Here is a 25,643-nt window from a genome sequence, read left to right on the forward strand (position 1 = left end):
CGTTCCTTCCCGCATTTCAGGAGTTGGCAGGGCAATTGGCCGCGGCCGGCCGCTTCGACGAGGCGGTTGCCGTCATCGATAGCGCGCTTGCACTCGCGCCCGCGAGCCTCGAATTGCAGCTTTTGCTCGCGCAGATCCTGCCCCATCGCAATGAGCGCGGCCGCGCGCGGGAGATTCTGGAGAAGCTGCGCACCGTGGCGCCGGGCCATCCCGATATTCTGGCCGCGCTCGCGCGTGTTCTGCTGCTCGATGGCGAATACGCGGCTGCTGCGGATCTCTACCGCCAGGTGCTGGCGCAGCGCCCCGACGATCCCCTGACGCGTACCAGCTTCTCTGCCTGTCTTCTGGAAATGGGCGACCGCGCTGCCGGCGAAGCAAATCTGCGTCTGGCGTTGCGCGGCCGTCCGCAAATGATCGGCCGCACCACGTCCGCGCTGGCCATGGCATCGCATGGCCGCTTCTTCTTCCGTCCCAGCGCGGCTGCGAAGTTTTTGAGCTAGGGCAGCGAGCCCCCTTGTCGCTGATTTGCCCGATGGCGCAGCTCGGACAATTCATGTCGCGAGAACGCGGATTGTTGTGCACTGGCCGTGCAACAAACTTAGTGTCGTCCCTGCGAGAGCAGGGACCCATAACCACGAATGGTGATTGTTAAGCGCTGCCGGAACGACGAGTCCCTTCACCACATCCGCTGCGGCGTATGGGTCCCTGCTTGCGCAGGGACGACGAATGGAGGGAGGCGCCCCGAACGCCGTCGCGCGCGCTCCGATCTACGTCCGAAACTGGCGGCGATAGAGTCCAGGCTCGCGGGCCATTCTGTTGGACAGTTCCTGTGCGCGCGTTGTTTCATCTGGCGTCATCGCCGCGGTCTGCGCGACCCAGTTTTCGCGCTTCACCGGGAAGCATTGCGCAACCGGCGTGCCCTTGGGCAAGGTGCCGCTGAAATTGGTGTCGTGCCAGCGCGCCGGGAAATGAATCCAGCTGTCGTGAAACTGATCGCAATCGACCATGCCGGTCAGTGTGGTGAACGGCAGGTCGAACCGATTGACCGGATGCGTGAAGAACAGCGAGTAGCCCGCCGGCGCCTCGATGGTCCACAGATTGACGAACTTGATCACGAAGCGGTCCTGTTCGAACAGCGGTGAGCCGATCACCTGGCTTTCGTCGTGGAATCCGACCGGCGAGCGCGGGAATTCGAGCACACCCCCGGACGGAAGGTCGTTGTCCCATGTGATCTCGCCATTCTCGATCTTGAGATCGCAGATCAGCGGCATCAGGAAACCCGATGTCATCGCATCGATGAATGGCGGGCAGCGCTTGACGGTATCCTCCTGGCGGTTGCTCATCGCATTGAAGGCCTGCGTCGGCATCGCCTTGAGCCATCCGGGAAGACCCAGTGACGCAGGCACCGGCGATGGAATCTTGCCCTCGAGCTCCGCTGGGCAGCGGAATTTGATGGCTAACGCTTCGTTGTTGTTGGACACGGTTTGGCCCTTGGTTCGTTCAGTGTCGGCAGCGCCCTTGCGCCAGTCGATGCTGATCTAGCACGCAATGACGGGGCGGAGAAAGCAGCCGCATCTCGCGCAGCGCGAGCCGCGGTGTAGAGCTATAAGTTGTTGTTATCGTGACGGATAAGGTAAGCCCTCAATTCCCCATGCGGCGCGCATGCCGATCACGTTTTGACGCGTCTTTCCGCTCGCCGGTGTGCAAGACTTCGCCGATAGGCATTGGCTTTCGATGCCTGTCGGGCGCATCATGGCTGGTGTCGCTGACGACGAGATTTGCAGCAGGGTAACGGAGGGACTGATGGCCGAATCGAAGGTTGAGACCGCCAACACTGCAGGCGCCGCGCCACCCTCCGGCGACAGCGGCGGCGTCAGCGAGCTCGCGATCGCGACCGTCCGCACCGTGCCGATCGAGCAGGCGCAGTCCCGCACCGAGCACGATCTGCTCGGCGAGGACGATGTGCCGGCCAATGCGCTGTGGGGCATCCACACCAAGCGCGCGGTGGTGAACTTTCCGATCACCGGCGTGCCGGTCGGCCATTTCCCGGAATTCGTCCGCGCGCTGGCGCTGGTGAAGCAAGCGGCCGCCCGCGCCAACAAGCGCCTGGGCTATCTCGCGCCGGAAAAGGCCGATGCGATCGACAGGGCCTGCACCCAGATCGCGACCGACAAGGTCTATGCCGAGTCCTTCGTCGTCGATGCGATCCAGGGCGGCGCCGGGACCTCGACCAACATGAATGCCAACGAGGTGATTGCCAACGTCGCGCTAAAGCTGATGGGCAAGAAGCCAGGCGATTATCACACGCTGCATCCGAACGACGACGTCAACATGGCGCAGTCGACCAACGACGCCTATCCGACCGCGTTGCGGCTCGCGGTGATCTTTGCGACCCAGCCGCTGGTGCGCGCGCTCGATGACCTCGCCTATGCCTTCAAGGGCAAGGCGGTGGAGTTCGCCGATGTCCTGAAGATGGGCCGCACCCAGCTTCAGGATGCGGTGCCGATGACGCTCGGCCAGGAGTTCGACGCCTTCCACGCCACCGTGAAGGAGGACGTCGCACGATTGAACGAGATCTCCAGCCTGTTCCGCGAGGTCAATCTCGGCGCCACCGCGATCGGGACCGGCATCAATGCCGATCCGCGCTATGCGGCGCTTGCGGTCGAGGAGCTGTCGCGGCTGTCGGGCCAGCCCATGGTGCTGGCTTCGAACCTGATCGAGGCAACCTCCGACCTCGGAGCCTTCGTGCTGTTCTCCGGCGTGCTGAAGCGCGTCGCAGTGAAGGTGTCGAAGATCTGCAACGACCTCCGCCTGCTGTCGTCGGGGCCGCGCACCGGCATCGGCGAGATCAGGCTGCCCGCGGTGCAGGCCGGCTCGTCGATCATGCCCGGCAAGGTCAACCCGGTGATTCCGGAGGTGGTCAACCAGGTCGCCTTCCTCGTGATCGGGCACGATCTCACGGTGACGATGTGCGCCGAGGGCGGCCAGCTCCAGCTCAACGCCTTCGAGCCGACCATCGGCTATTGCGTGTTGAGCTCGCTGCGCATGCTGACGGCGGCGATTGATACGCTGACCAAGCGCTGCGTCGACGGCATCGAGGCCGACCGCGAGCGTTGCCGCAGCCTGGTGCAGGGCTCGATCGGCCTGATCACGGCGCTGGCGCCGGCGCTCGGCTATGAGGCCTCATCGCGCGTGGCGCGCCGCGCGCTGAAGGAGAACCGCTCGGTCGCCGACATCGTGCTGGAGGAAAAGCTGCTGACCGAGGAGCAACTCAACCAGCTGCTCGAGCTCGAAGCCATGACCCGCCCGGCGCGCCGTCAGCCCGTGCCCAAGTTGAAGGACAGTTAAGAGCAAGCGTTACGGATCCCGCCCGACAAACATCCATTTTGACCCTTGCAGCCGGCCGCATGCCGACGCGTCCGTGATGGCGCTTTTGTGAAGCCGATCACACGTCCATCGGAGATGTATGATACGATGAAGCAACTTTAGATAATTAATGTACCGCGCTCGCGGCACAGGGATTGCGAGGTTTGCCATGGCCACGCCGAACCTGCCGACGCCAGATTTTGCCTTCGATCCCGATCAGCTCGGCGCCTGCATTGCAGGCGTGCGGCCTTATCGCAACGGATCGTACCGGCTCGATGCCGAAACCATCTCGCAGAGCTTCGTCGTGCATAATTACGGCCATGGCGGCGCCGGCATCACGCTGAGTTTTGGCTGCGCCGCGAAGGTCCGCGACATCGTCAGGGATCATCTGGCCGCAAGCCGTGGGGTCACTGAAGCCGCCGTGCTCGGCGCCGGCGTGATGGGTCTGACCGCGGCGACATTGCTGCTCGATCTCGGGCTCAAGGTCACGGTCTATTCCGATCGCGTGCCGCTCGAGACCACCTCCGCCAAGGCCGGCGGCCAGTGGGCCGTCTCGGTGGTGGAATTCGCCGGCAAGGAGCGCGAGCTCACCGACATCATCAAGAGCGCCTATCGTGCGTTCAAGGATCGGATCGGGCAGGGGTTCGGCGTGTTCGAGCGGCCGAACTACACCGCGACGCGCGCGCATAATCTCGACATCGTGCTGCAACTCGCGCCCGGCCTGATCCCGCCGCGGCAGCCGCTGCAGCGCTTGCCGTTCGCGCACCACACCAAGCCCGGCTTCGTCTACCAGACCCTGCTGATTGAGCCGCCGGTCCTGCTCGCCAGGCTGAAGGCTGACCTCGACCAGCGCGGCGTCAGCTTCGTGTCGAAGCGGTTCGTCAATCGTTCGGATATCCTGGCCAGAGTGCCGCAGCCGATCATCGTCAACTGCACCGGGCTCGGATCGATGACGCTGTGGAGCGACACCAAAATGATGCCGATCAAGGGACAGCTTGCGCTGCTGCGGCCGCAGCCGGCGCTGCAATATCTCTACGGCCAGAACGGCTACCTGTTCCCGCGCAGCGACCACGTCGTGATCGGCGGCACCTTCGAGCCCGGCGTCAACAACGAGACCCCGGACAAGGCGGTGTGCCAGGGCCTCGTCGATCACATCGCCTCGCTGTTCGGCAAGGCACCGGCGAGGCCGCTGCCCGACATCCATATCCACAACCCCGTCCACGCGCCGATCGTCAACCCGGCGATTCCCGAGGTCTGAGGGTTCGCCATGGAACATCCGCTTCGCGTCGGCGAGTTCTTGCCCTCCGATGCGCCGGCTGCCGCCGCCGACGCCGAGATCGCCGCGCCGCCGGTGGAGGCCGTGGCACCGCTGCCGCCATTGCCGAACCTGCCGGCGGCCGACGTTCAGTTCCTGCGGCCGCAGGACGCGCACTATGCGGATTACCTGCCTGCCGCGAGCAAGCGCAAGCAATTGGCGCCGGCGCTGCGTGCGGTCTGCAAGACCGAGCACGCGGTTGCCGTGATGGTCGACTGGGTGCGCAGCAACGGATTGAGCTTCGCCGTTCGCTGCGGCGGGCATTCCTATGAAGGCCTGTCGCAATCGTCCGGGGTTGCGATCGACGTGCGCGGATTGAAGCAGATTGTGGTCGACAAAGCCTCGAACCTCGTCACGGCAGGCTCCGGCGTATCGCTGTACGAGCTCTATTCCGCGCTGGCCGCCCAGGGCCTCGCACTGCAGGCAGGGAGTTGCCCGACCGTCGGCATCTCCGGTCATCTCACCGGCGGCGGCCACGGCCTGCTCGCGCGCTCGCATGGACTGACCTGCGACGGCCTGCTGCAGGCGAATGTCGTCGACACCCAGGCGCGTGTGCTGCAGGCCAATGCGACATCGGAGCCGGACCTCTGGTGGGCCTGCCGCGGCGGCGGCGGTGGCAGCTTCGGCATCGCGACCGAGTTCAGGATCGAGGTGTTTCCCTTGAAGACGGCGCGGGTGTTCGGTGTCTCCTGGAAACTGTCGCAGGCCCACGCCGCGCAATTGTTCGCCGCCTGGCAGGACTGGGCGCCGAATGCGCCGTCGAACATCACCTCGATCATGAAGGTCGGCCCGGCCGGCCACGGCCTGATCACGATGCGCTGCATTGGCCAGTCGGTCGGCAGCGAGAGCGAGCTGCGCAGCGAGCTCCGGCGATTGACGGCGGTGCGGCCACCGTCATCGGCGCTGTCGGTGCAATCGCTCGCCTTCCTTGATGCGGTCAAGCACTTTGCCGGACCGCTCGCCTACGAGTCGGTGCTGATGAAGGCGAAGTCGGACTATGTGCTGACGCCGCTCGCCTCCGACGGTATCGAAGCCATGATGGCGGCGGTCGCGCCGATCGTGCCGGGCGGCATCGTGCTGCTGTGCGATTCCTATGGCGGTCGGATCGCCGATGTTGCCGCCGACGCCACTGCATTCCCGCGCCGCGCCGGCACGCAGTACTGTATCCAGTATTTCTCGAGCTGGAGCCGATCCGCCGACACCGCGGCGCATCTCGCTGACGTCGCAAGGGTCTATGCGGCGATGCGCCCTTTCATGCCGGGCGCGTCCTACGTCAATTATTGCGACCTCGACCTCGACGGCTATGCGTCAGCCTATTGGGGCGACAACCTCGCCCGCCTGGTTGCGGTGAAGCAGCAATACGATCCCGATGATTTGTTTCACCACGCCCAAAGCGTGCCGCTCAGCGTCCCGACGGCATGAGGAGCAGGCCGAAGCTCAAAGCGTCTTGATGAACTCGATCAAGGCGCGGCGCTCGTCTTCCTTCAGTTCCGGCCCGATCACGCCGAGGCGCTTCTCGTTCGAGAATTCGTGCCCGGAATTGCTGTTGCCGCGCTTGGTGGTGTCGAGCACGAAGGCGTTCTTGATGTTGTCCTTCCAGACATGGCCGAGATCCTTGGGGTCATACTCCCGGTTGCCGAGATAGAAGGTCGCGGGACGATCCTTCACCGGCGACAGCAGCGCGTAGATGGACGGCACCGATCCGTTGTGCAGATAGGGCGGGGTCGCCCAGATGCCGTTGAGCGGCCGGACCTTGTAGGCGAGCGGCGCCTGGATCTCGTTCGGCCGGTAGCCGTTGATGCGCTTGCGGTCCTCCGGCGGGGTCTTGTTCTGGTCGTACCAGTAGTCGACGGTCTTCTCGACCAATTCGCCGAGCGCCGGTCCGAAACCACCGTCCTTGATCTTCAGATTGGCGGGCGTCTCGACGGTGCGGCTCGCAAGGCCGTCGGCCTGCGCGCTGTCGGTGCCGATATGGCTGATCGGAATCATCTCGACGTCGAGCAGCGGCTGGCCGGCGTCGTTCTTGATCCAGCGCTTCTTGTCCTTGAACAGCGCAAAGGCTTCGCTCGAGGGCAGCGCCTTGCTGTCGATCGCCGGGCCGTGGCAATCCTGGCAGTGCGTCTTGTAGAGCTCGCCGCCCTTCTTCGCGAGATCCATGTTGATCTGCCCCAGGATGCTCTCTGGCCATTTTGGCGACGCCAGGCCGCCAAAGCCCTTGTCCTCGCTGGGCGGCTCGCCGGCGATCATCCGCTCCATCTCGTGCAGCACGTCGATCCGCGCGCTCGATTTGAACAGGCCCCTGGATTCATCGAGCAGATTCAGCTCGGCGCTGACGCCGAGCGCCTCGCCGGCATTGCGCACCATCGGCTGCATGATCGAGCCGTCATACTGCACCCAGCTGAACCACGGCGCGTTCCAGATCCGCGGGAAATGCACCGGCGCCGAATGCGCGGCGTAGTTGTTCGGATTGTTCAGATCGATCGAGAACACCTGGTTGCCGATCCGGTTCAGCGCGTCGAGCCGCGCGTAGCCTTCCTCGACGCTGTTGGCGGCGACCTTGGTCTCCAGTGCGTTGATGTTGGCGTATTGCTTCAGCACGAGATCGAGCTGGCCGCGCAGCGCCATGCGCTCGTCGAGGCTGGCATCCTTGCCGAGGATCTCGTCGGCGAAGCGCGAGAAGCGGCCCGGCCAGAACCGCGTCAACAGCAGCGAGACGCCGACGCTCTTCTGGAACTCGAACAGATTGGTGTTGGCCGGCCCGCCGTCGATCACGATCTCGGTGCCGCGATAGCTGAAGCTTCCGGTGTGGCAGGCGGAGCAAGTCAGCCCGACCCCGTTCATGTCGGCCTTGCTATGCGGGTTGCGCCAGGGCGCGCCGTTGGCGTCTGCCATCGGGCCGCTCGGGGCAAAGCCGATCGGCAGTGCATCGGGGCTCCCCGGAATCACGGTGTCGGGAATAAAGCCGAAGCGGCCGAGATAATTGGTCTCGCTGAGCCGTGGTGCCGCGGTGAGCAGCGGCCAGACCGTCGGCTGCTCCAGCGCCATGAACCACTCAAGGGGAATGCCGAAAGTCCGCGTGCCCTGGTCGGCGTGATAGAACCAGCGCAGCCGCTCGGCGCTGACGTTCTGATCCAGCCACACCGTCTTTGCCGGCGGCTGGTAGTCGACGACCTTGACGCGGAAGCCGCTCGCCACGGTCTCAATATCGTCCTTGAGGTAGAGGACGCCGGCGACAATCAGCAGCCCGATGAAGAAGATCGTCTTGCGAGGCATGCCCCATTCCCCAATTCGCGGTACCCGCGCGTCATATTGATGAGATATTAAAAATCGCCGAAACAGGTTCGCGTTAAGCGTGTGATGCGCTGTGCGCCATCCTACAGTAGCGGCGCTGGGTCTACCAACGGAAATGTTGCAAAGGAAATCTTGCAAAAGAAATGTTGGTTGGCTGTGAGCCAGTTCACTTGCGGCGTGTTCGCCTCGGCGGCATTTGCGCGCATGGCTGCCTGCGGCTAGAAATGACGGAGCAACAATTCTTCGAGATGTCATCTTGAACGCGCCAAGTGCACAACCGCTCACGATCACGGTCTCGGACGATCACGCGGTGTCCGCACTGCTGCTGCGCCCGGCGCAGGCGCGCGCGGCCTATGTGTTTGCGCATGGCGCCGGCGCCGGCATGACGCATCCGTCGATGGAGACGATTGCGGTCGGCCTCGCCGAGCGCGGCATCGCGACCTTGCGCTATCAGTTTCCCTACATGGAGAAGGGCAGCAAGCGGCCCGATCCGCCCGCCGTCGCGCAGGCGACGGTGCGCGCCGCGGTGGCGGAGGCCGCGCGCCGTTGCGGCGAACTGCCGCTGTTCGCCGGCGGCAAGTCGTTCGGCGGACGCATGACCTCGCAGGCGCAGGCCAAAGCGCCGCTCGCCGGCGTGCGCGGGCTGGTGTTCCTCGGCTTTCCCCTGCATCCCGCCGGCAAGCCGTCGAGCGAGCGCGCCAAACATCTCGCCGAGGTCAAGGTCCCGATGCTGTTCCTGCAGGGCACGCGCGACGCGCTGGCCGAGCTCGATCTGCTTGAGCCCGTGGTAAAGGGGCTGGGTGCGCGCGCCACGCTGCAGCTGGTGCAGGAGGCGGATCACTCCTTCCATGTCCTGAAGCGCTCCGGCCGCAACGACCGCGAGGTGATGGCCGAGGTGCTCGATGCCTTCGCGGCCTGGGTGGCGAAGCATGCGTGAGTCGAAGCCGATGACCAGAATCCTGATCGTCAATCCCAACACCACCGCGTCGATGACCGCGACCATCGCCGCTGCGGCCCAGGCGGTTGCCGCTGATGGCACCGAGATCGTAGCCGTCACGTCATCGATGGGACCCGCCTCGATCGAAGGCTTCTACGACGAGGCCTTCGCCGTTCCCGGGCTGATCGACGCATTGCTGAAGACGCCCGACGCCGATGCTGGCATCGTCGCCTGCTTCGACGACACCGGGCTCGATGCCGCGCGGTCGGTGGCGCGCTATCCGGTGGTCGGCATCTGCGAGGCGGCGTTGGTCACGGCCGGACAGATCGCCAAGCGCATCGGCATCGTCACCACGCTGCCGCGTTCGATCGTGCCGCTCGAGGAGCTGGTCCGCCGCTACGGCTTTGCCGACCGCGCCATGGTCACCGCCTGCGACGTCGCTGTGCTCGATCTGGAGAAACCGGGTTCGGGTGCGAGGGAGAAGCTGGAAGCGGAGATCGCCCGCGCGTTGGAGAAGGGCGCCGACGCCATCGTGCTCGGCTGCGCCGGCATGGCCGATCTCGCGCATGTGCTGTCCGCGCAATTCGGCGTGCCCGTCGTGGACGGCGTGGCCGCCGCGGTGAAGCAGGCGGAAGCGCTCGCCGGCCTCAAGCTCACGACCTCACGCCGCGGCGCCTATGCGACGCCCGCGGCGAAAGGATACTCGGGTTTGCTCGAAGGATTCGCGCCAGGTCTCAAGGAATGACCTCGTCATTGCGAGGAGCGTAGCGACGAAGCAATCCATTTCTCGGCAAGTGGTGATATGGATTGCTTCGCTTCGCTCGCAATGACGGTGAGGTCGTTATGACGCCGCGCCGCCATAGATCCGGTCGCGCAGGCGGCGCATGCCCGACAGCCAGCGCTCGCGATTGGTGGCCTTGCGCTGCATGTATTCCTGCACCTGGGGATGCGAGAGTATCAGGAAGCGTTCCTCGGCCATCGCCTCGATCACCATCCGTGCCACTTCGCCGGGCTGCAGCACGCCGTCGACGCGCGCCGCGCTCGGGCCCGGCGTGGTCATCCCCGTCTGCACCGATTGCGGGCAGAGCACGGAGACGCGGATGCCGCGATCGCCATACTGGATGGCGAGATGTTCGGCGAGCGCGACCGCGGCGTTCTTGGTCACGCCGTAAGGCATCGAGTTCAGCGAGGCCAGCAGCCCCGCCGCGGACGCCGTATTGAGCAGATAGCCGGAGCCGCGCGCGAGCATGCCGGGCACCAGCGCGCGCGCGGCGAACACGTGGCTCATCACATGCACGCGCCAGCTCACATCCCAGTCGGCATCGGACGCTGATTCCTGTCCCTTGCGCGACAGCCCGGCATTGGAGAAGAACACGTCGACCGGGCCATACTTGTCCTCGGCCGCCGCGATCAGCGCCTTGACGTCCTCCTCGATCCCGACATCGGCGGTGACCGCAAGCCCGTCGATGTCGCCGGCAACGCTGGCGAGCCGGTCGCGCGAGGTCTTGAGATCGGCGACCACGACGCCGCGGGCGCCGGCGTCGGCATAGGCCCGCGCCACCGCTTCGCCGATCCCGCTCGCGCCGCCGGTGACGATGCAGACCTTGTCCTTGACTTGCATGGTTCGATATCCCTGCTTGTTAGCGTCGTGGGGCGGATTGTCAGCTCTGATAGAGCCCCTTGTCACGCGCCTTCTGGATCGCGAGCGCGGCCATCAGGTCGAGCATCGGGGTCGGAAGGCCGGCCGCGCGGGCGAACGCCGCCGGTGCGCGCACCAGCACATCGATCTCCATGGCGCGGCCGAGCTCGTAGTCCTGCAGGATCGACGGCTTGTGGTCCGGCGCCGGGCCTGAGCGGGTGACGCGCTTGACCTCGGGAATGTAGTGCGTCGCCACCGCATTGGCCTCGTCGAGCAGGCGCGGGATCACGTCCTGCATGCCGGGATCGTCGCGGACGCCGCGTGCGGTCAGCCCCGTCAGCAGGCAGAGCACCGACATCGACATGTTGGTCAATAGCTTCGACCAGATCGTCTCCCGGATCTCCCTGACCTCGGGCGATTCGATCGCGGCGTCATTCAGTGCCGCACGCAGCTGTGCGATGCGCTCGCTGCGGCGATCGTCGCATTCGCCGATCAGGAGGCGGTTGCGATCCGGCGACAGGTTCGCCGCCACGCCGGGCGCAACCACTTCATTGGAGGAGAAGATCACGCCGCCGATGATCCGCTCCTTCGGGATGGCACCGCGCAGGCGCCCGCCGGGATCGAGGAAACCGAGATCAGGGATCGCGGGATGCCGCGGCGGCAGGCCGAGATCGTACCACCAGGGAATGCCGTTCTGCGCGAACACGATGGCGGTGTCGCGTTCAAGCAGTGGCAACAGCCCGGTTGCGAGCGCGCCGATGCCGGTGGCCTTCAGCGTGCTGATGACGACGTCCTGCGGCCCCAGATCGGCAGGATCGGCCGATGCCTTCACCTTTGCAGTGATGCTGGTGTCGCCGACCTTCAGCGTCAACCCGCTGGATTTGACCGCGTCGAGATGCGGGCCGCGCATCACGCAGGACACATCGTGGCCGGCGCGTGCCAGCCGGACTGCGAAATGGCTGCCGACGGCGCCCGCGCCGAAAATGCAAATACGCATCAGTGGAACAAGTCCTTGCAACGTGCCGCGTCAGTTTCCACAAGCGCAGGGCATTGCGCAACCCGCCATGCATGCGGCGCGGCCGCGTGCGCTCGAAAGTGATGGATCAAGGCAGCTCCTCTCGCCATAGTGCAAGGCTAGTACAAGACAACAGCAATGCCGAACGAGGGAGAACGTCATGTCGGCCAGCCCAGTCCTGTGGAGCCTCGATGCCCGCGGAGTCGCGACCGTCACGCTGAATCGCCCCGAGGTCAACAACGCCTATGACGGCGCGCTGATTGCCGGCGTGCTGGCCGCGATCGACGATCTCTCGACCAAGCCGGTGCGCGTCGTCGTGTTGAACGGCAACGGCAAGCATTTTCAGGCCGGCGCCGACCTGAAATGGATCAACGGCGTGCGGCCGAAATCATCAGCGGAAAACGAGGCGGCATCGCGCGCCACCTTCGAGGCAGTGCAGCGCCTCAACACGCTGCCGGTCCCGACCGTGGCGCTGGTGCAGGGCGGCTGCTTCGGCGGCGGCACCGGCGTGATTGCGGCCTGCGATATCGTGATCGCGGCCGACAACGCGCTGTTCTCGATCACCGAGGTGCGCTGGGGCCTGACGGCTGCGATCATCATCCCGCAGCTCTGCGATGCAATCGGCGTGCGCCAGGTGCGCCGCTACGCGCTGACCGGCGAACGTTTCGGCGCCGAGGATGCCCGCCGCATCGGCCTGGTGCACGAGGTGGTGCCATCAGCCGATCTCGAAAGCGCGGGCGCCAAGGTCGTGGAGCAGCTGCTCGGCAACGCGCCGGATGCGATGGCCGAGACAAAGAAGCTCGCGATGGAGAGCTCGTTCGGCGGCATGGGTGTCGACGATGAAGCCTACAAGCGCCTCGTGCATCTGCACTCGGCGAAGCGGCAGACCGCCGAGGCGGCGGAAGGGCTCGCATCCTTTGCCGAGAAGCGCGCGGGCCGCTGGGGTAGCGGCGAGGCGTAGGCATTCATCAACAGCCGCGGCAGATGCCGCGCATGCTGCGATAGACCTCTTCGTCGTCGCGGCGCATCTGTTGCAACTGATCGAACGCCCTGGACTCGCTCGACTGTGTCGCCGCCGGCTCGGGCTTGCGCTTGGCCGCAAGCTCCTGCTCCTGCCGATGGTAGCAGGCCTCGCGCTCCGTCTTGGCCTCGATGAAGCGGCAGGTCTCGATCGCCGCCGCGGGCCCAGCGGCGAGGATGAGGCCAAGCGACACTGACATCAGGAGTTTCAAAGCGGGCGATCCTTTCGTGTCCTTGTCTCAGGTCGGCGTGCAGGGGGCAAGACCGCCGCCATGTCAAAGCGATTGCGACAGCGACTTTTTCAATGTCTTCAGCAGCGCCTGCACCGCGGCCGCATTGATGCGGCGTTCCGGAACGGCGGCCTTCACCCACAGTTCCGGGATCGGAAACTCGGCGAGGATCGGCTGCAACGCGCCGTCGCGCAGCGCGTCCGCGACCAGATAGTGCGAGAGCAGCGCGATGCCGTTGCCGGCGATCGCGCTTTGCGTCAGCACGCGGCCCTCGTTCGAGGAGAGAATCGGGCGCACCTGGATATTGATGCGGCCGCGCGGTCCCTCGAACGGCCATTCCGGCCCGGTCGGCAGGAAGCTGAGGCAGCGATGATCGACCAGGTCGCGCGGATGCTTCGGCGTGCCGTGCTTCTTCAGATACGCTGATGAGGCGCACAACAGCCGCGGCAGCCGGCACAAAGGCTCGTCGACGACGCCGCCGAACGAATGTGGAAAGGCGCCGATCGCGATGTCAAAACCTTCGGTCACCGGATCGACCGGGCGGTCGATCATCACGATCTCGAGCTTCACGCTTCTGTTCTGTTTCTGGAAGATCGTGAAGGCATCGGCGAGCCGCGCCACCGTCAGCGAGGTCGGCGCCTTCACGCGCAGATGATCGGTGAGATCGCGCTGCTTCTCGCCCATCCGCGACAAGAGATCGCCGACATCGGCAACTACGCCGCGGGCGCGATGGACATATTGCTGCCCGGCCTCGGTCAGTCGCAATTGGCGGGTCGAGCGGTGGAACAGCGCGGTGCCGATCCGCTCCTCGAGCTGGGTGACGCGCTTGGCGACGACCGACGTCGCAACATTGAGCTTGCGCGCCGCGGCGGAGAAGCCGCCGGCGTCGGCGGTGGCGAGGAAGGCTTCGAGGTTGACCAGCGTGTCCATCCGCTCTTTTCTCTTCCCTTGCCTTTCTCGATTCGCGAAAGCTGATTACATAATTTGGTGGATTGTACTGCAATCCGCATCAATTCATAGTTGGCCCAATCAACTTTGTTCAGGGCGGAAATGATGCGAGCGAGCACGATCGAAGAACCTGCGCGGCAGGTCCCGGTCTATGGCGAATATGACGTGGTGGTGCTCGGCGGCGGTCCGGCCGGCATCGCGGCAGCCGTGGGCGCGGCGCGCGCCGGGCGGCGGACGCTCCTGATCGAGCGTTACGGCTTTCTCGGCGGCATGGGCACCGCGGCGGGCGTCACGAACTTCTGCGGGCTGCACGCCAACATCTTCGGCGAGATGCACCGGGTGGTGCAGGGCATCGCCTCCGACCTGCTGGCGCGGATCGACCGGCTCGGCGGGTTGAACACGCCGCATCTGATCCTCGGCAAGATCCTTGCGCAGGCCTATGACACCGCGGCGTACAAGATCGCGGCGGACGATCTGCTGGCGCATCACAAGGTCGATATCCTGTTCCACGCGCTCGGCGCCGGTGTCGTGATGGATGGCTCGCACATCCGCGCGCTGATGGTGGAGACCAAGGCCGGCCGGCAGGCCGTGCGGGCCGGCATCTTCATCGACTGCTCCGGCGACGGCGATCTCGCGGTGTGGGCGGGCGCGCCCTATGAGGTCGGCGACAACCAAGGCGGCATGCTCTACCCCTCGATGATGTTCCGCCTCAACGGCATCGATCCGGCGAAGGCGGGCGATGCGTGGCGGACGATTCCGGCGCTGATGGCGGAGGCCGAGGCCGCCGGCACGCACAAATTCCCGCGCAAGTCCGCGATCGTACGGCCGCAGAAATCGCAGATCGAATGGCGGGTGAATTTCACCCAGGTGACGCGAAGCGATGGCGGCGCCATCTCGGGCATCGATCCCGACGACATGACGCGCGGCGAGATCGAGGGCCGCCGTCAGGCGGTCGAAGCGTTCAAGTTCCTGCGCACGGTACCGGGCTTCGAGAATTCCTACATCGTCGATCTGCCGCCGCAGCTCGGCATTCGCGAGACGCGGCGCGTGATCGGCGGCTACATGCTTTCAGGCGAGGATGTGCTGGGCTGCGCCTCGTTCGAGGACTCGATCGGCGTCAACGGCTGGCCGAAGGAATCGCACGTGCCGGGCGACGTGATCTTCGAGTTTCCGCCGATCCCGGAAAGCCGCGGCTATAACGAGTTGCCGTACCGCATGCTGGTGCCTGATGGCGTCGACAATCTCCTGGTCGCCGGCCGCTGCGCTTCGATGACCCATGAAGGGCAATCGGCGGCGCGCGTCTCGGGTGCCTGTTTCGTGATGGGCGAGGCGGCGGGAACCGCGGCGGCGATGGCACTGTCGGGCAATACGATTCCGCGCGACATTTCCATCGAAAAGTTGCAACAACAGCTTGGCAGGCAGGGCGCGTTCATCGGCCGCGATCAGGCCGTGCCCGAAGGAATCTAGACCGTTTTCAAGCGAAGTGGACATCGGTTCGCGTGAAGAAGATGCGTCAAAACAGGAATCTGGAGCCCCGTTCCGATCTGGTCGGAACGGAATGGGCTCTTGGCGGAGGACGGCAATGAGAGGTTGGGCGCGGCTCGCACTCGCGGGTCTGCTGGTCTGGGCCGCGAGCGGCATCGCGCGGGCCGATGATCTCCTGAAGGCGAAGGTCGGTGTGTTGCGGCTGTCGTCGTCGGCGCCGGTATTCATCGCGCAGGACAAGGGCTATTTCCGCGACGCCGGCCTCGATGTCGAGCTGAAGTTCTTTGACGCGGCGCAGCCGATCGCGGTCGCGACCACGTCGGGCGATGTCGATTTCGGTATCACGGCGTTCACCGCGGGGCTCTACAATCTCGCCGGCAAGGGCACGCTGAAGGTGATCGGCGGCATGAGCCGCGAGAAAGCCGGCTATCCCCTGATCGGCTATTTCGCCAGCAACAATGCTTATGCGGCCGGCCTCAAGACCCCGAAGGATCTCGCCGGCAAGCGCGTGGCGGTGACCCAGGTCGGCTCCAGCTTCCACTATTCGCTCGGCCTGCTCGCCGACAAATACGGCTTCAAGCTGTCCGACGTGAAGGTCGTGCCGCTGCAATCGCTGTCGAACGCGGCCGCCGCGCTGAAGGGCGAAACCGTCGACGCCGCACTGTTGCCGGTCTCGACCGCGCGAACCTTGATGGATTCCAACGGCGCGAAACTTTTGGGCTGGGTCGGCGACGAGACGCCGTGGCAGCTGGGTGCCATCTTCGCCTCGCCGAAGACGTTGGCCAATGCACAGCTGGTGACGAAGCTGCTCACCGCACTCACCCGAGCCGACCACGAATACCACGACGTGATCCTGACCGCGATCAAGGACGGCGTGGCGCCGATCAACGAGAGCACAAAGCCGCTGCTCGAGATCATCGCCAAATACACCAATCTGCCGGTCGAGCAGGTGGTCGGCAACTGCGCCTATATCGATCCCGACGGCAAGCTCGACGTGACGAACGTCGACAACCAGATCAAATGGCTGCAAGGGCAGGGTTTTGTGGACAAGGGCTTTGACGCCGGCACGATCATCGCCAAGGATTATGTGAAGGCGGATTGATGGTGGACGACATCGATCACAACTCTCTCCCCGTCATCCTGAGGTGCGAGCGGAGCGAGCCTCGAAGGATGGACGGCCGAGATACGCCCGGGCCGTCGACCCTTCGAGACGCCGCTGCGCGGCTCCTCAGGGTGACGGATCAGATAGTGAGCCGGTAGATGGACCTGATCGCCGACCATATCAGCCATCGCTTCGGCGCGCTCGACGTGCTCGATGATGTCTCCTTCGCGGTTCGCGCCGGCGAGATCGTCGCGATCGTCGGGCCGTCCGGCTGCGGCAAGAGCACCCTGCTGTCGATCCTCGGCGGCCTGCTGCGACCAGCCGCGGGCGTCGCCGAGCTGCGCGGGACGCCGCCGGCCGGCAGCCTCAATCCGTTGACTTTCGTGTTCCAGGATTTTGCTTTGCTGCCGTGGAACACGGTTGAGGAGAACGTCGCGTTTCCGCTGTTGCACGCGGCCTTGAGCGCCGGCGAGCGCCGCGCCGTGATCGACGACGCGCTGCGCCGCACCGGACTCCTGGACTTTCGCGCGGCCTATCCGAAGCAGCTGTCCGGCGGCATGCGCCAGCGCGTCGGCATCGCACGTGCGCTGGCGGTGCGCCCGGCGATCCTGCTGATGGACGAACCGCTGTCGGCGTTGGATTCGCAGACCCGTGAGCTCCTGATGGAGGATTTCGTGGGCCTGCTCGCCGACGGTGCGATGGGTGCGGTCTATGTCACGCATAACCTCGAGGAAGCCGTGCGGCTCGCCGACCGCGTCGTGGTGCTGTCGCGCCGCCCTGGCCGCATCAGGGAGATCGTGACCATCCCGATGACGCGCGCCGAGCGCGGCGCACCGGATGCCCGCGCGCAGTTGGCCGCTTTGCAGGGCGAATTGTGGTCGCTGATCCGGAAGGAAGCGATCGATGCCGAGCGCGAGGTCCAGCATGCTTGACCGCTCCCCGCAGGAAATGCAGGACCAATCGGCGGAAGCGACGCGGCCGGTCGCGTTTCGCGGCGCCGGCTTCGCTCCCGGCGGCAGCCGCTATGCCGGCTGGATCGCGCTCGCGCTCGTCATCGCGGTCTGGCAGCTTGCCGGCAGTGCGGGATTGGTCAATCCGCTGTTCCTGCCGGCGCCGTCGGCGATCGCGGTTGCGATCTATAAGCTCGCGATGTCGGGCGCGCTGTGGCAGCACCTGTCGTGGTCGATCATGCGGATCGGCACCGGCTGGATCATCGGCACGGCAGCGGGCGTCATTGTCGGCTTCGCGATCGGGCTGTCGACCATGGCGCGCGGGGTCGGCATCACCTTCATCTCGGCGCTGTTTCCGATTCCGAAGATCGCGCTGCTGCCGCTGCTCATCCTGTGGCTCGGGATCGGCGAGGAGCCGAAGATCGCGACCATTGCGCTCGGGGTGTTCTTCTCGACCGCGATCTCGGTCTATAGCGGCGTCGACGCGGTGCCGCGCAATCTGATCCGGATGGCGCAGAGCTTCAACGTGCCGTTCCACGCCATCGTGCGCCGCGTGATCTGGCCGGGCGCGCTGCCCTCGATCCTCGCCGGCTTCCGCATCACCGCGTCGGTTGCGCTGTTGCTCGTCGTCAGCGCCGAGATGATCGGCGCGCAATATGGCATCGGCGCCTTCGTGCTGCAGGCCGGCAATCTGATGCAGACCGATCAGCTGCTCGCCGGCGTCGTGATCCTGTCGCTGTTCGGGCTTGCGGTGGGGAGGCTGATCAATCTGCTGGAGACGCGGCTGTTGCACTGGCGGTGAGGGCCACGCTGTGCGCCACGATCTCAATGTCGTCCCTGCTTTCGCAGGGACGACAGCATTACACTTTGCTGCGCCTCTTACGCGTTCCCCCTGTCCTCGCGGAACAGATCGAGCTTCTGCTGCACCGGGCGGTCGGAGAACGAGAACAGCACGGAGTCGGCATCGGCCTCGTGGGTGACCCAGTGCCAACTCGGCACCACGAACAGGTCGCGCGGTCCCCACTCGAAAGTCTGGTCGCCGACCCGGGTGCGGCCCTTGCCCTCGATCGCGGCGAACACGGTGGCGTCAGTTGACCGATAACGCGCGGTCTTGAAGCCCTTCGGCAGCAGCTGGATGAAGGTGCCGATGGTCGGCATCGCAAAATCGCCGGTCTCGGGGTTGGAGAATTTCAGCTTGAGGCCGTGGCAGGCATCCCACTCGTCGCCGACCTTGGCCTTCTCCAGCGCCTCGCGGGTGTATTCATAGGGATAGTTGAAGATCGGCGAGGTCTTCGAGGTCCGCTTCTGGTCGATCGGCAGCAGGTTGTGGCCGTAGCGCGCGAAGCTGGCGCCGGCTGGCTTCGAGATCGACTGCTGATCTTCCTTGGCGCCCTCGGCGAACGAGCAGTCGAAGAACTGCACCATCGGGATGTCGAGCCCGTCGAGCCAGAACATCGGCTCACTGGTTTCGTTGGAATGGTCGTGCCAGGTCATCGACGGCGTGATGACGAAATCGCCTGGCGACATCGCGGTGCGCTCGCCGTCAACGGCGGTGAAGGCGCCCTTGCCCTCGAGCACGAAACGCAGCGCGGACTGGGCGTGGCGATGCGCGGGGGCGATGTCGCCCGGCACCACCATCTGCACGCCGGCAAAGAGCGAGGTCGTGATCTTGGACTGGCCGCGCAGGCCGGGATTTTCCAGCACCAACACGCGGCGCTCGGCTTCCTTGGCAGTGATCAGTTTGCCGGCCTCGTTCATGTAATCGCGGATCTGGTCGAATTTCCACAGATGCGGACGGCAGGCGCTCTTCGGCTCCGGCGTGATCAGATCGTTCATCACGTTCCACAGCGCCGAGAGGTTCTGGCCGTCGATCTTCTTGTAGAACGCCTCGCGCTCGGGGGTCTTCTGCACGGCTTCCATGGCAAGCCTCCCATCATCATTCTTGTCGGTTCAATTAATTGACAGTATACTCACAATATGGCTAGCGTCAATCAAACATGCCGTAGCGTTTTCGAGCGAAGTGGATGCCGGTTCGCGTGAAGAACCGCGTCAAAACCAGAAAAATGCAAGGGAGGTTCCGATGAAGCTGCATGGCTATTTCCGGAGCAGCGCGTCCTACCGGGTCCGGATCGCCCTCAATCTCAAGGGGCTCACGCCAGAGCATCTGCCGCATCATTTGCGCAAGGGCGAACAATGCGCGCCGGCCTATCTCGCGATCAATCCGCAGGGGCTGGTGCCGACCCTGGAGAGCGACGCGGGCGCGATCCTCACCCAGTCGCTCGCGATCATCGAATGGCTCGACGAGACCAATTCCAATCCGCCGCTGCTGCCGAACGACCCGCTGCGGCGCGCCAAGGTGCGGGCGTTTGCGCAGGCAATCGCCTGCGACACCCACCCGGTGCAGAATTTGAAAGTGCTGGCGCGGCTGCGTCAGCTCGGCCTGCCCGAGGAGCAGGTGACCGAGTGGGCGGCCTGGGCCAATCGGGAAGGCTTGGCGGCCTGCGAGACCCTGATCGCGGCGGAGGCTGGGCCATTCTGCTTCGGCGATCAGCCGACGCTGGCCGATCTCTGCCTGGTGCCGCAGCTCGCCAATGCGCGGCGCTTCGGCGTCGACGTGTCGGCCTATCCGCGCCTGCTCAAGGCAGAGGCCGCGGCAAAACAAGTCAAGGCGTTTGCCGACGCCGCTCCGGACAAGCAGCCCGATGCCGAATAGCAAGCCAACGCCGGTCACCATGGATGCGGTCTACACCGCGCCCGGCTATCTGTTCCGGCGCATGCAGCAGATCGCGGTCGCGCTGTTCATCGAGGAATGCAAGGCGTTCGACCTGACGCCGGTGCAATACGCCGCGCTGGTCACGATCTCGACCCATCCCGGCATCGACGCCACCCGGCTCTCGGCGGTGATCGCGTTCGACCGCTCGACGCTCGGCAACGTGATCGAGCGGCTGCAGACCAAGGAATTCATCGTGCGCAAGCCGGCGCCCGAGGACAAGCGCGTCAAGCTGCTCTACCTCACCAAGGCCGGCGCCAGCGTGCTCAACGACATCATGCCCTCGGTCGACAAGGCGCAGGCGCGGATGCTGCAGCCGCTGAAGCCGGCCGACCGCAAGACGCTGCTGGCGCTGTTGACCCAGCTCGTCGACCTCAACAACGAGGCCTCGCGGGTACCGCTGCGCGCCGAGGACGCGCTCGAGCATCTCGGGAGGTCAGGCTGATGGTGGAGACGGGACCTGTCCTGATCGCAGGCGGCGGCATCGGCGGCCTCGCCGTGGCGCTCGGCCTCGCGCAGAAGGGCATCCGCTCGATCCTGCTGGAGAAGGCTTCAGCGCTCGGCGAGATCGGCGCCGGCATCCAGCTTGGCCCGAACGCGTTCCACGCCTTCGACTATCTCGGCGTCGGCGAAGCCGCGCGCAACATGGCGGTCTATATCGACCAGCTCCGGCTGATGGATGCGCTGACCGCCGATGAGATCACCCATATCGACCTCGGCGACGCCTTCCGCACGCGGTTCGGCAACCCCTATGCCGTGGTACATCGCGGCGATCTGCACGGCGTGTTCCTGCGCGCTTGCCAGAATCACGAGCTGATCGAGCTGCGCGTGTCCAGCGAGGTGACAGGCTACGAGCAGGACGGTGCGTCGGTAACCGCAAAGCTCGCCAATGGCGAGCGCATCACCGGACGCCTGCTGATCGGCGCGGACGGGTTGTGGTCCAGCATCCGCAAGCAGGTGACGGCGGATGGCCCGCCGCGCGTTTCCGGCCACACCACCTATCGCTCCGTGATCCCCACCGAACAGATGCCGGAGGATCTGCGCTGGAACGCGGCCACGCTATGGGCCGGCCCGAAATGCCACATCGTGCATTATCCGCTGTCGGGCTGGAAGGTATTCAACCTCGTCGTCACCTATCACAACGATGCGCCGGAGCCGGTCGCGGGCAAGCCGGTCTCCGAGGACGAGGTGATGCGGGGCTTTACCCACGTCCATGAGCGGGCGCAGAACATCATCCGCCACGGCACCAACTGGAAGCTTTGGGTGCTGTGCGACCGCGACCCCACCGAACGCTGGATCGACGGCCGCGTTGTGCTGCTCGGCGACGCCGCGCATCCGATGCTGCAATATTTCGCGCAGGGCGCCTGTCAGGCGATGGAGGACGCGGTGTGCCTGTCGCACATGCTGGCCAATCACGACGATCATGCGGCCGCGCTGGAAGCCTACCGCGCGCAACGCTTCCCGCGCACCGCGCGCGTGCAACTGATGTCACGCGCGATCGGCGAGCACGTCTACCATCCCGCCGGCGACCACGCCCGCATCCGCAACGCGATCATGAGCGCGAAGTCGCAAGCCGAGTGGTGCGACGATATCGCGTGGCTGTATGGTGGAACGGGGCTGGGCAACTAGCTATTCGATGTGAGATGCGCGACATGCGCCACATTCCTGGTGTCGTCCCGGACAAGCGAAGCGCGATCCGGGACCCACAACCACGAATGGTTGTTGTTGTAGCAGGCTGGGGCCACAGCCGTCGCGCCACAAGCATTTGTGGTTATGGGTCCCGGCCTTCGCCGGGACGACATCGAATGTATGGCTGATGGCGGGACCGCCAATTACTCGTCGTCCCGGACAAGCGACTTGTCCGCCGTAGCTCAACGAGCGAAGGCGGAAGCGCGATCCGGGACCCATAACCACCGATGGCTGTTGTTATGGCAGGCTGGGGCCCAGCCTTCGTGCCACGAATATTTGTGGTTATGGGTCCCTGCTTTCGCAGGGACGACAGCGAGTGTGTGGCTGTCACATCCGCATCACCGCCTGGCGATCGATCTTGCCGGTGCCGGTCTTCGGCAGCTCGTCGATGAATTTTACCTCGCGCGGATACTTGTACGGCAGCAACTTCATCTTGACGTAGTCCTGCAACCGCCGCGTCGCCTCATTGGCGTCGAAGCCACCCTTGTTCATCACCACCACGGCCCGCAGCGTCATGCGTCGGTCCGGCAATTCGGCGCCGTAGACGGCGCACTCGCGGACATCGGGATGATCGGCGAGGCACAGCTCGACCTCCAGCGGATAGACCCACTGGCCGGAGATCTTGATCAGATCGTCGGCGCGGCCACGGAAGAAGTGGAAGCCGTCGCTGTCGCGCACAAAACGGTCGCCGGTGTAGATCCAGCCGTCCTCGCGCACGGTCTCGGCGGTCTTGTCCGGCCGGTTCCAGTACAGCGGAGTTGCGGAATCGCCGCGCACCCACAGGATGCCTTCCTCATTATCGCCGACCTCGCGGCCGTCGCTGTCGCGCAGCATGATCTCGTAGCCGGGCACGCGCAGGCCCGCGGCGCCGAGCTTCTTCTGCTCCGCGCGGTTGCTGAGATAGACATGCAGCACCTCGGTCGAGCCGAGTCCCTCGATGATCTCGAGCCCGGTGAGCCGCTTCCAGCCGTTGAACACATCGGCCGACAGCACCTCGGCGGCCGAGACCGCCATCCGCAGCGAGGAGAAGTCGGCTTGCTCGGCGCCTTCGGCCTTGGTCAGGGTGATGTAGAGTGTCGGCAGGCCGAAGAACACGGTCGGCCGGTACTGCCCGATGGCGGCGAAGATCGCGGCCGGCTTCGGCTGGCCCGGCAGCAGCAGCGTGGCGGCACCGACTGAAAAGGGAAACGTGATCGAATTGCCGAAACCATAGGCGAAGAAGATCTTCGGCACCGAGAAGCAGATGTCGCCGGGCGAAAGCTTCAGCACGTTGCGGGCAAAGGCGCGCTCGCTATAGGCCATGTCGTGCTGCAGATGCACGATGCCCTTGGGGCGACCGGTCGAGCCCGACGAATACATCCAGAACGCCATCTCGTTGCGGTGGGTGTCGGCCGCATTGAGCTCGGTCGGAAACGCATGCAGCCAGTCGCCGGCGTTACGCGTCTCCACGACGGCATGCCCGGTGCCCGCGCCATTGACCACGACCAGCGTGCGCAGCGGCGTGTCCTTGCAGGCCTCGGCGTTGAAGCGCGAACAGAACTCGGCATCGGTGACGGCAACCTGCGCGCCGGCATCGGACAGATAGAATTGCAGCAGCTCCGGCGTCGTCAGCGTGTTGATGAGCAGCGGCACGAAACCGGCGCGCACCGCGCCGAAGAACGCCGCCGGATAGGCCGGGGTGTCGTCGAGGAACAGCAGGACGCGGTCGCCGCGCTGCAGTCCAAGCGACAGGAAAGCGTGGCCCCAGCGCGCCGCCTCGGTGCACAGTTCGCGATAGGTCTGCGTGCCGGCGGGACCGGTCAGCGCCAGGCGTTCGGCGTTGCCGTTGCCGAGATTGTCGAACAGGATGCGGCTCGCATTATAGGGCTCGGGAAGCGCAAAGCCGATCTCGCGCGCACCGGGATTGTCCTGCGGAACCAGGTCGGCGATCCCAGTCATGAGCGTCCCTTTGCGGCCTCAAAACGGGCCATGAACGCGGGCGACATCGCGCGCAACCGCGCATCGTCGATCCGGCCGGAGCGGGTGATGTAGCTGTAGGCGAAATCCATCAGGCCGCGCTTCATGTGCGCGGGGAAATGCTCGTACCAGTCGGCGCTGGTCCGCGCCGCGGTGACGAGCTTCTTCACGATCGGCTTGCGCTCGCTCTCGTAGCGGGCAAGCGCGGCGGCGGTGTCGCTTTCGGACTCCAGCGCCTTGGTCAGCGCGATCGCATCCTCGATCGCAAGCCGGGTGCCCGAGCCGATCGAGAAATGCGCCGAATGCAGCGCGTCGCCGATCAGCACCATGTTGCCGTGCGACCAGCGCTCGTTCCAGATCCACGGGAAATTGCGCCACACCGATTTGTTCGAGATCAGCTTGTGACCGTCCAAGGTCGCGGCGAACACCTGTTCGCAGATCGCCTGCGATTCCTCGATCGTCTTGTCGGCGAAGCCGTAGGCCGCCCAGGTCGCCGCGTCGCACTCGACCAGGAAGGTGCTCATGTCCTTTGCATAGCGATAATGATGGGCGTTGAAGTTGCCGCGCTCGGTCGCCACGAACGTCTGCGACAGTGTCGGGAAGGTCTTGGTGGTGCCGTACCAGGCGAATTTGTTGGTCGAATGCGAGACCGACGCGCCCAATGCGGCCTCAAAATCGCGGCGGACCATCGAGTTCAGCCCGTCAGCGGCGACGATCAGGTCGTAACCCCTCAGTTGGTCGACCGATTGCATCACGGTGTCGAAGCGCGGCGTGACGCCAGTGCTGCGCACGCGCTCCTGCAGGATCGTCAGCAGCGCCAGCCGGCCGATCGAGGAGAACCCGACGCCGTCGATCTCGACGCCCTCGCCGCGCAGATTGAGCGTGATGTTCTTCCAGCTCTCCATCCGCGGCGCGATGGCGTCGACCGTCTCGGGGTCGTCGGCGCGCAGGAACTCCAGCGCCTGTTCGGAGAACACCACGCCGAAGCCCCAGGTGGCGCCGGCGGCGTTCTGCTCGAACAGATCGATCTCGGCGTCAGGATGACGCTTCTTCCAGAGATAGGCGAAATAGAGCCCGCCGGGCCCTCCGCCAATCACGGCGATCCGCAACGTCTGCCTCCCAGATTGACAGTGTACTTACAATTTGGGTCCAGCCTAATCGCCCTCTGGCGGGAACGCCAGAGCGAAAATGCGCGCGGCGAACAGAAGCGTGGCCGCGAACGGCTCAGTAGCAGCGGCGGACCTTGACCCCGCCGACCCATACCCAGCGGCAGCCGGCGACCACGGGCTTGCGGACGACGACCGCGCCGCGATGGCCGGCGCATCCGGCGCGATAGGGGCCGCGCCCGCACACGACGGCGTTGGCATCGGAGGACTCGAAGGTCATGGTCGCGGCAAAGGACAGCAGGGCCGCAGCGATCAGCAATAATGAGCGCATGATATTCCCTCTCCCGGAGTGAGGTTGGTTGGCCTGTGGATGACAACAAGGTGCTGCGGTTGCGTGCCCGGCAAATCGCCGGGCACCTATCGTCTCACCGCCTGCGCGGCTATTTCTTTTCCGCTGCCGCCAGCACTTTCTTGCAGGCGGGCGTCAGCTTGTCGCTCTCCTTGGCAAGACAGGCGATGACGCGCCCGCCGCCGGGCGTCACGCTTTTACAGAACTTCTGATAGTCGCCCATGCAGGCGTCGCGTTGCGCTGATGTCAGCTCCTGGGCATAGACGGCGGTTGAGCCGCAAAGCAGAACGGCGGTCAGGACAAGACGCAGCATTGATCGCTCCCTTTTCCGATCAGTCGCGTGACAACAGGATCACCGCGCCGCGAACGGCGCCAGCACGTCGCGGCACGCCGGCGACAGCGAGCCGGCATTGGTCGCCAGGCATTGCACGATCCGCCCGCCGCCCGGCTGGACGCCGCCGCAGATCGAGCGGAC

At 65.2% G+C, this 25,643-nt stretch carries 25 protein-coding genes; 14 read left to right on the forward strand and 11 right to left on the reverse strand.

The features are described 5' to 3' along the window. The first annotated feature begins 23 nt into the window (after nt 1-23). Nucleotides 24-500 carry a tetratricopeptide repeat protein gene (locus H8B02_RS26775; RefSeq protein WP_283842243.1) on the forward strand — a complete coding sequence of 159 codons (477 nt, stop codon included), beginning with the start codon at nt 24-26 and terminating at the stop codon, nt 498-500. Nucleotides 501-767: 267 nt separating this feature from the next. Here the strand turns inward: H8B02_RS26775 and H8B02_RS26780 are convergent, their stop codons facing one another. After that, nucleotides 768-1,481 carry a hypothetical protein gene (locus H8B02_RS26780; RefSeq protein ID WP_229169002.1) on the reverse strand — a complete coding sequence of 238 codons (714 nt, stop codon included), beginning with the start codon at nt 1,479-1,481 and terminating at the stop codon, nt 768-770. Nucleotides 1,482-1,803: 322 nt separating this feature from the next. On the opposite strand from H8B02_RS26780, the gene H8B02_RS26785 reads away from it, so the two are divergent. From H8B02_RS26785 to H8B02_RS26795, 3 genes are all read left to right on the forward strand, one after another. Further along, entirely contained in the window at nt 1,804-3,348 is a 1,545-nt protein-coding gene (locus H8B02_RS26785; RefSeq protein WP_229169003.1) for an aspartate ammonia-lyase, read from the forward strand. A 187-nt stretch (nt 3,349-3,535) separates the two neighbouring features. Continuing rightward, nucleotides 3,536-4,624 (forward strand): FAD-dependent oxidoreductase, encoded by a 1,089-nt coding sequence (locus H8B02_RS26790; protein WP_229169004.1) that lies wholly within the window; start codon nt 3,536-3,538, stop codon nt 4,622-4,624. A 9-nt stretch (nt 4,625-4,633) separates the two neighbouring features. Continuing rightward, complete coding sequence (locus H8B02_RS26795) at nt 4,634-6,103, forward strand: FAD-binding oxidoreductase (RefSeq protein ID WP_229169005.1); 1,470 nt, start codon at nt 4,634-4,636, stop codon at nt 6,101-6,103. Between the two features lie 15 nt (nt 6,104-6,118). Here the strand turns inward: H8B02_RS26795 and H8B02_RS26800 are convergent, their stop codons facing one another. Next, a complete protein-coding gene (locus H8B02_RS26800) occupies nt 6,119-7,954 on the reverse strand; it encodes a di-heme-cytochrome C peroxidase (RefSeq protein WP_229169006.1) in 1,836 nt (611 codons plus the stop codon). 274 nt (nt 7,955-8,228) lie between these two features. On the opposite strand from H8B02_RS26800, the gene H8B02_RS26805 reads away from it, so the two are divergent. Both H8B02_RS26805 and H8B02_RS26810 read left to right on the forward strand, forming a co-directional pair. Further along, the gene (locus H8B02_RS26805; RefSeq protein WP_229169007.1) at nt 8,229-8,909 is read left to right on the forward strand and encodes an alpha/beta hydrolase family protein; all 681 of its coding nucleotides are present in this window, start codon (nt 8,229-8,231) and stop codon (nt 8,907-8,909) included. 10 nt (nt 8,910-8,919) lie between these two features. Further along, nucleotides 8,920-9,654 (forward strand): aspartate/glutamate racemase family protein, encoded by a 735-nt coding sequence (locus tag H8B02_RS26810; protein WP_229169025.1) that lies wholly within the window; start codon nt 8,920-8,922, stop codon nt 9,652-9,654. A gap of 96 nt (nt 9,655-9,750) precedes the next feature. On the opposite strand, the gene H8B02_RS26815 is transcribed toward H8B02_RS26810, so the two are convergent. Further along, nucleotides 9,751-10,530, reverse strand: coding sequence for an SDR family oxidoreductase (locus tag H8B02_RS26815; protein ID WP_229169008.1), 780 nt, complete (start codon nt 10,528-10,530; stop codon nt 9,751-9,753). Nucleotides 10,531-10,570: 40 nt separating this feature from the next. Next, the gene (locus H8B02_RS26820; protein WP_229169009.1) at nt 10,571-11,545 is read right to left on the reverse strand and encodes a ketopantoate reductase family protein; all 975 of its coding nucleotides are present in this window, start codon (nt 11,543-11,545) and stop codon (nt 10,571-10,573) included. A 178-nt stretch (nt 11,546-11,723) separates the two neighbouring features. On the opposite strand from H8B02_RS26820, the gene H8B02_RS26825 reads away from it, so the two are divergent. After that, nucleotides 11,724-12,524, forward strand: coding sequence for an enoyl-CoA hydratase-related protein (locus tag H8B02_RS26825; protein WP_229169010.1), 801 nt, complete (start codon nt 11,724-11,726; stop codon nt 12,522-12,524). A gap of 7 nt (nt 12,525-12,531) precedes the next feature. Here the strand turns inward: H8B02_RS26825 and H8B02_RS26830 are convergent, their stop codons facing one another. Both H8B02_RS26830 and H8B02_RS26835 read right to left on the reverse strand, forming a co-directional pair. Next, a complete protein-coding gene (locus H8B02_RS26830) occupies nt 12,532-12,783 on the reverse strand; it encodes a type VI secretion protein (protein ID WP_229169011.1) in 252 nt (83 codons plus the stop codon). A 75-nt stretch (nt 12,784-12,858) separates the two neighbouring features. Then, nucleotides 12,859-13,743 (reverse strand): LysR family transcriptional regulator, encoded by an 885-nt coding sequence (locus H8B02_RS26835; protein WP_229169012.1) that lies wholly within the window; start codon nt 13,741-13,743, stop codon nt 12,859-12,861. Nucleotides 13,744-13,866: 123 nt separating this feature from the next. On the opposite strand from H8B02_RS26835, the gene H8B02_RS26840 reads away from it, so the two are divergent. The 4 genes from H8B02_RS26840 (at nt 13,867) to H8B02_RS26855 (ending at nt 18,100) form a co-directional block, all read left to right on the forward strand. Further along, nucleotides 13,867-15,228 (forward strand): FAD-dependent oxidoreductase, encoded by a 1,362-nt coding sequence (locus tag H8B02_RS26840; protein WP_229169013.1) that lies wholly within the window; start codon nt 13,867-13,869, stop codon nt 15,226-15,228. Nucleotides 15,229-15,343: 115 nt separating this feature from the next. After that, nucleotides 15,344-16,348 (forward strand): ABC transporter substrate-binding protein, encoded by a 1,005-nt coding sequence (locus H8B02_RS26845; protein WP_229169014.1) that lies wholly within the window; start codon nt 15,344-15,346, stop codon nt 16,346-16,348. A gap of 158 nt (nt 16,349-16,506) precedes the next feature. Continuing rightward, the gene (locus H8B02_RS26850; RefSeq protein ID WP_229169015.1) at nt 16,507-17,280 is read left to right on the forward strand and encodes an ABC transporter ATP-binding protein; all 774 of its coding nucleotides are present in this window, start codon (nt 16,507-16,509) and stop codon (nt 17,278-17,280) included. Continuing rightward, complete coding sequence (locus H8B02_RS26855; protein WP_229169016.1) at nt 17,273-18,100, forward strand: ABC transporter permease; 828 nt, start codon at nt 17,273-17,275, stop codon at nt 18,098-18,100. Before H8B02_RS26850 ends, H8B02_RS26855 begins: the two co-directional genes overlap by 8 nt. Nucleotides 18,101-18,177: 77 nt before the next feature. Here the strand turns inward: H8B02_RS26855 and gtdA are convergent, their stop codons facing one another. After that, a complete protein-coding gene (gene gtdA / locus H8B02_RS26860; protein ID WP_229169017.1) occupies nt 18,178-19,218 on the reverse strand; it encodes a gentisate 1,2-dioxygenase in 1,041 nt (346 codons plus the stop codon). 160 nt (nt 19,219-19,378) lie between these two features. On the opposite strand from gtdA, the gene maiA reads away from it, so the two are divergent. Genes maiA through H8B02_RS26875 form a run of 3 tightly spaced genes read left to right on the forward strand, consistent with a single transcriptional unit; the run spans nt 19,379 to nt 21,697 of the window. After that, a complete protein-coding gene (gene maiA / locus H8B02_RS26865) occupies nt 19,379-20,011 on the forward strand; it encodes a maleylacetoacetate isomerase (RefSeq protein WP_229169018.1) in 633 nt (210 codons plus the stop codon). Further along, nucleotides 20,001-20,513: a MarR family winged helix-turn-helix transcriptional regulator gene (locus H8B02_RS26870; RefSeq protein WP_229169019.1), complete on the forward strand. Its 513-nt coding sequence runs from the start codon at nt 20,001-20,003 to the stop codon at nt 20,511-20,513. The genes maiA and H8B02_RS26870 overlap by 11 nt, the downstream gene beginning before the upstream one ends. Next, on the forward strand, nt 20,513-21,697 hold the full coding sequence (locus tag H8B02_RS26875) for a 3-hydroxybenzoate 6-monooxygenase (protein ID WP_229169020.1): 1,185 nt from the start codon (nt 20,513-20,515) through the stop codon (nt 21,695-21,697). Before H8B02_RS26870 ends, H8B02_RS26875 begins: the two co-directional genes overlap by 1 nt. 387 nt (nt 21,698-22,084) lie before the next feature. Here H8B02_RS26875 and H8B02_RS26880 read toward each other — a convergent pair whose 3' ends face one another. From H8B02_RS26880 to H8B02_RS26895, 4 genes are all read right to left on the reverse strand, one after another. After that, nucleotides 22,085-23,695 (reverse strand): benzoate-CoA ligase family protein, encoded by a 1,611-nt coding sequence (locus tag H8B02_RS26880; protein WP_229169021.1) that lies wholly within the window; start codon nt 23,693-23,695, stop codon nt 22,085-22,087. Continuing rightward, complete coding sequence (locus tag H8B02_RS26885; protein WP_229169022.1) at nt 23,692-24,822, reverse strand: FAD-dependent monooxygenase; 1,131 nt, start codon at nt 24,820-24,822, stop codon at nt 23,692-23,694. The genes H8B02_RS26880 and H8B02_RS26885 overlap by 4 nt, the downstream gene beginning before the upstream one ends. Nucleotides 24,823-24,937: 115 nt before the next feature. After that, on the reverse strand, nt 24,938-25,150 hold the full coding sequence (locus H8B02_RS26890; protein ID WP_229169023.1) for a hypothetical protein: 213 nt from the start codon (nt 25,148-25,150) through the stop codon (nt 24,938-24,940). Between the two features lie 109 nt (nt 25,151-25,259). Continuing rightward, on the reverse strand, nt 25,260-25,481 hold the full coding sequence (locus H8B02_RS26895; RefSeq protein WP_229169024.1) for a cysteine rich repeat-containing protein: 222 nt from the start codon (nt 25,479-25,481) through the stop codon (nt 25,260-25,262). Nucleotides 25,482-25,643: the final 162 nt, after the last annotated feature.

Origin of the sequence: Bradyrhizobium altum (assembly GCF_020889705.1) — a bacterium.
In the GTDB taxonomy this organism is placed as follows: domain Bacteria; phylum Pseudomonadota; class Alphaproteobacteria; order Rhizobiales; family Xanthobacteraceae; genus Bradyrhizobium; species Bradyrhizobium altum.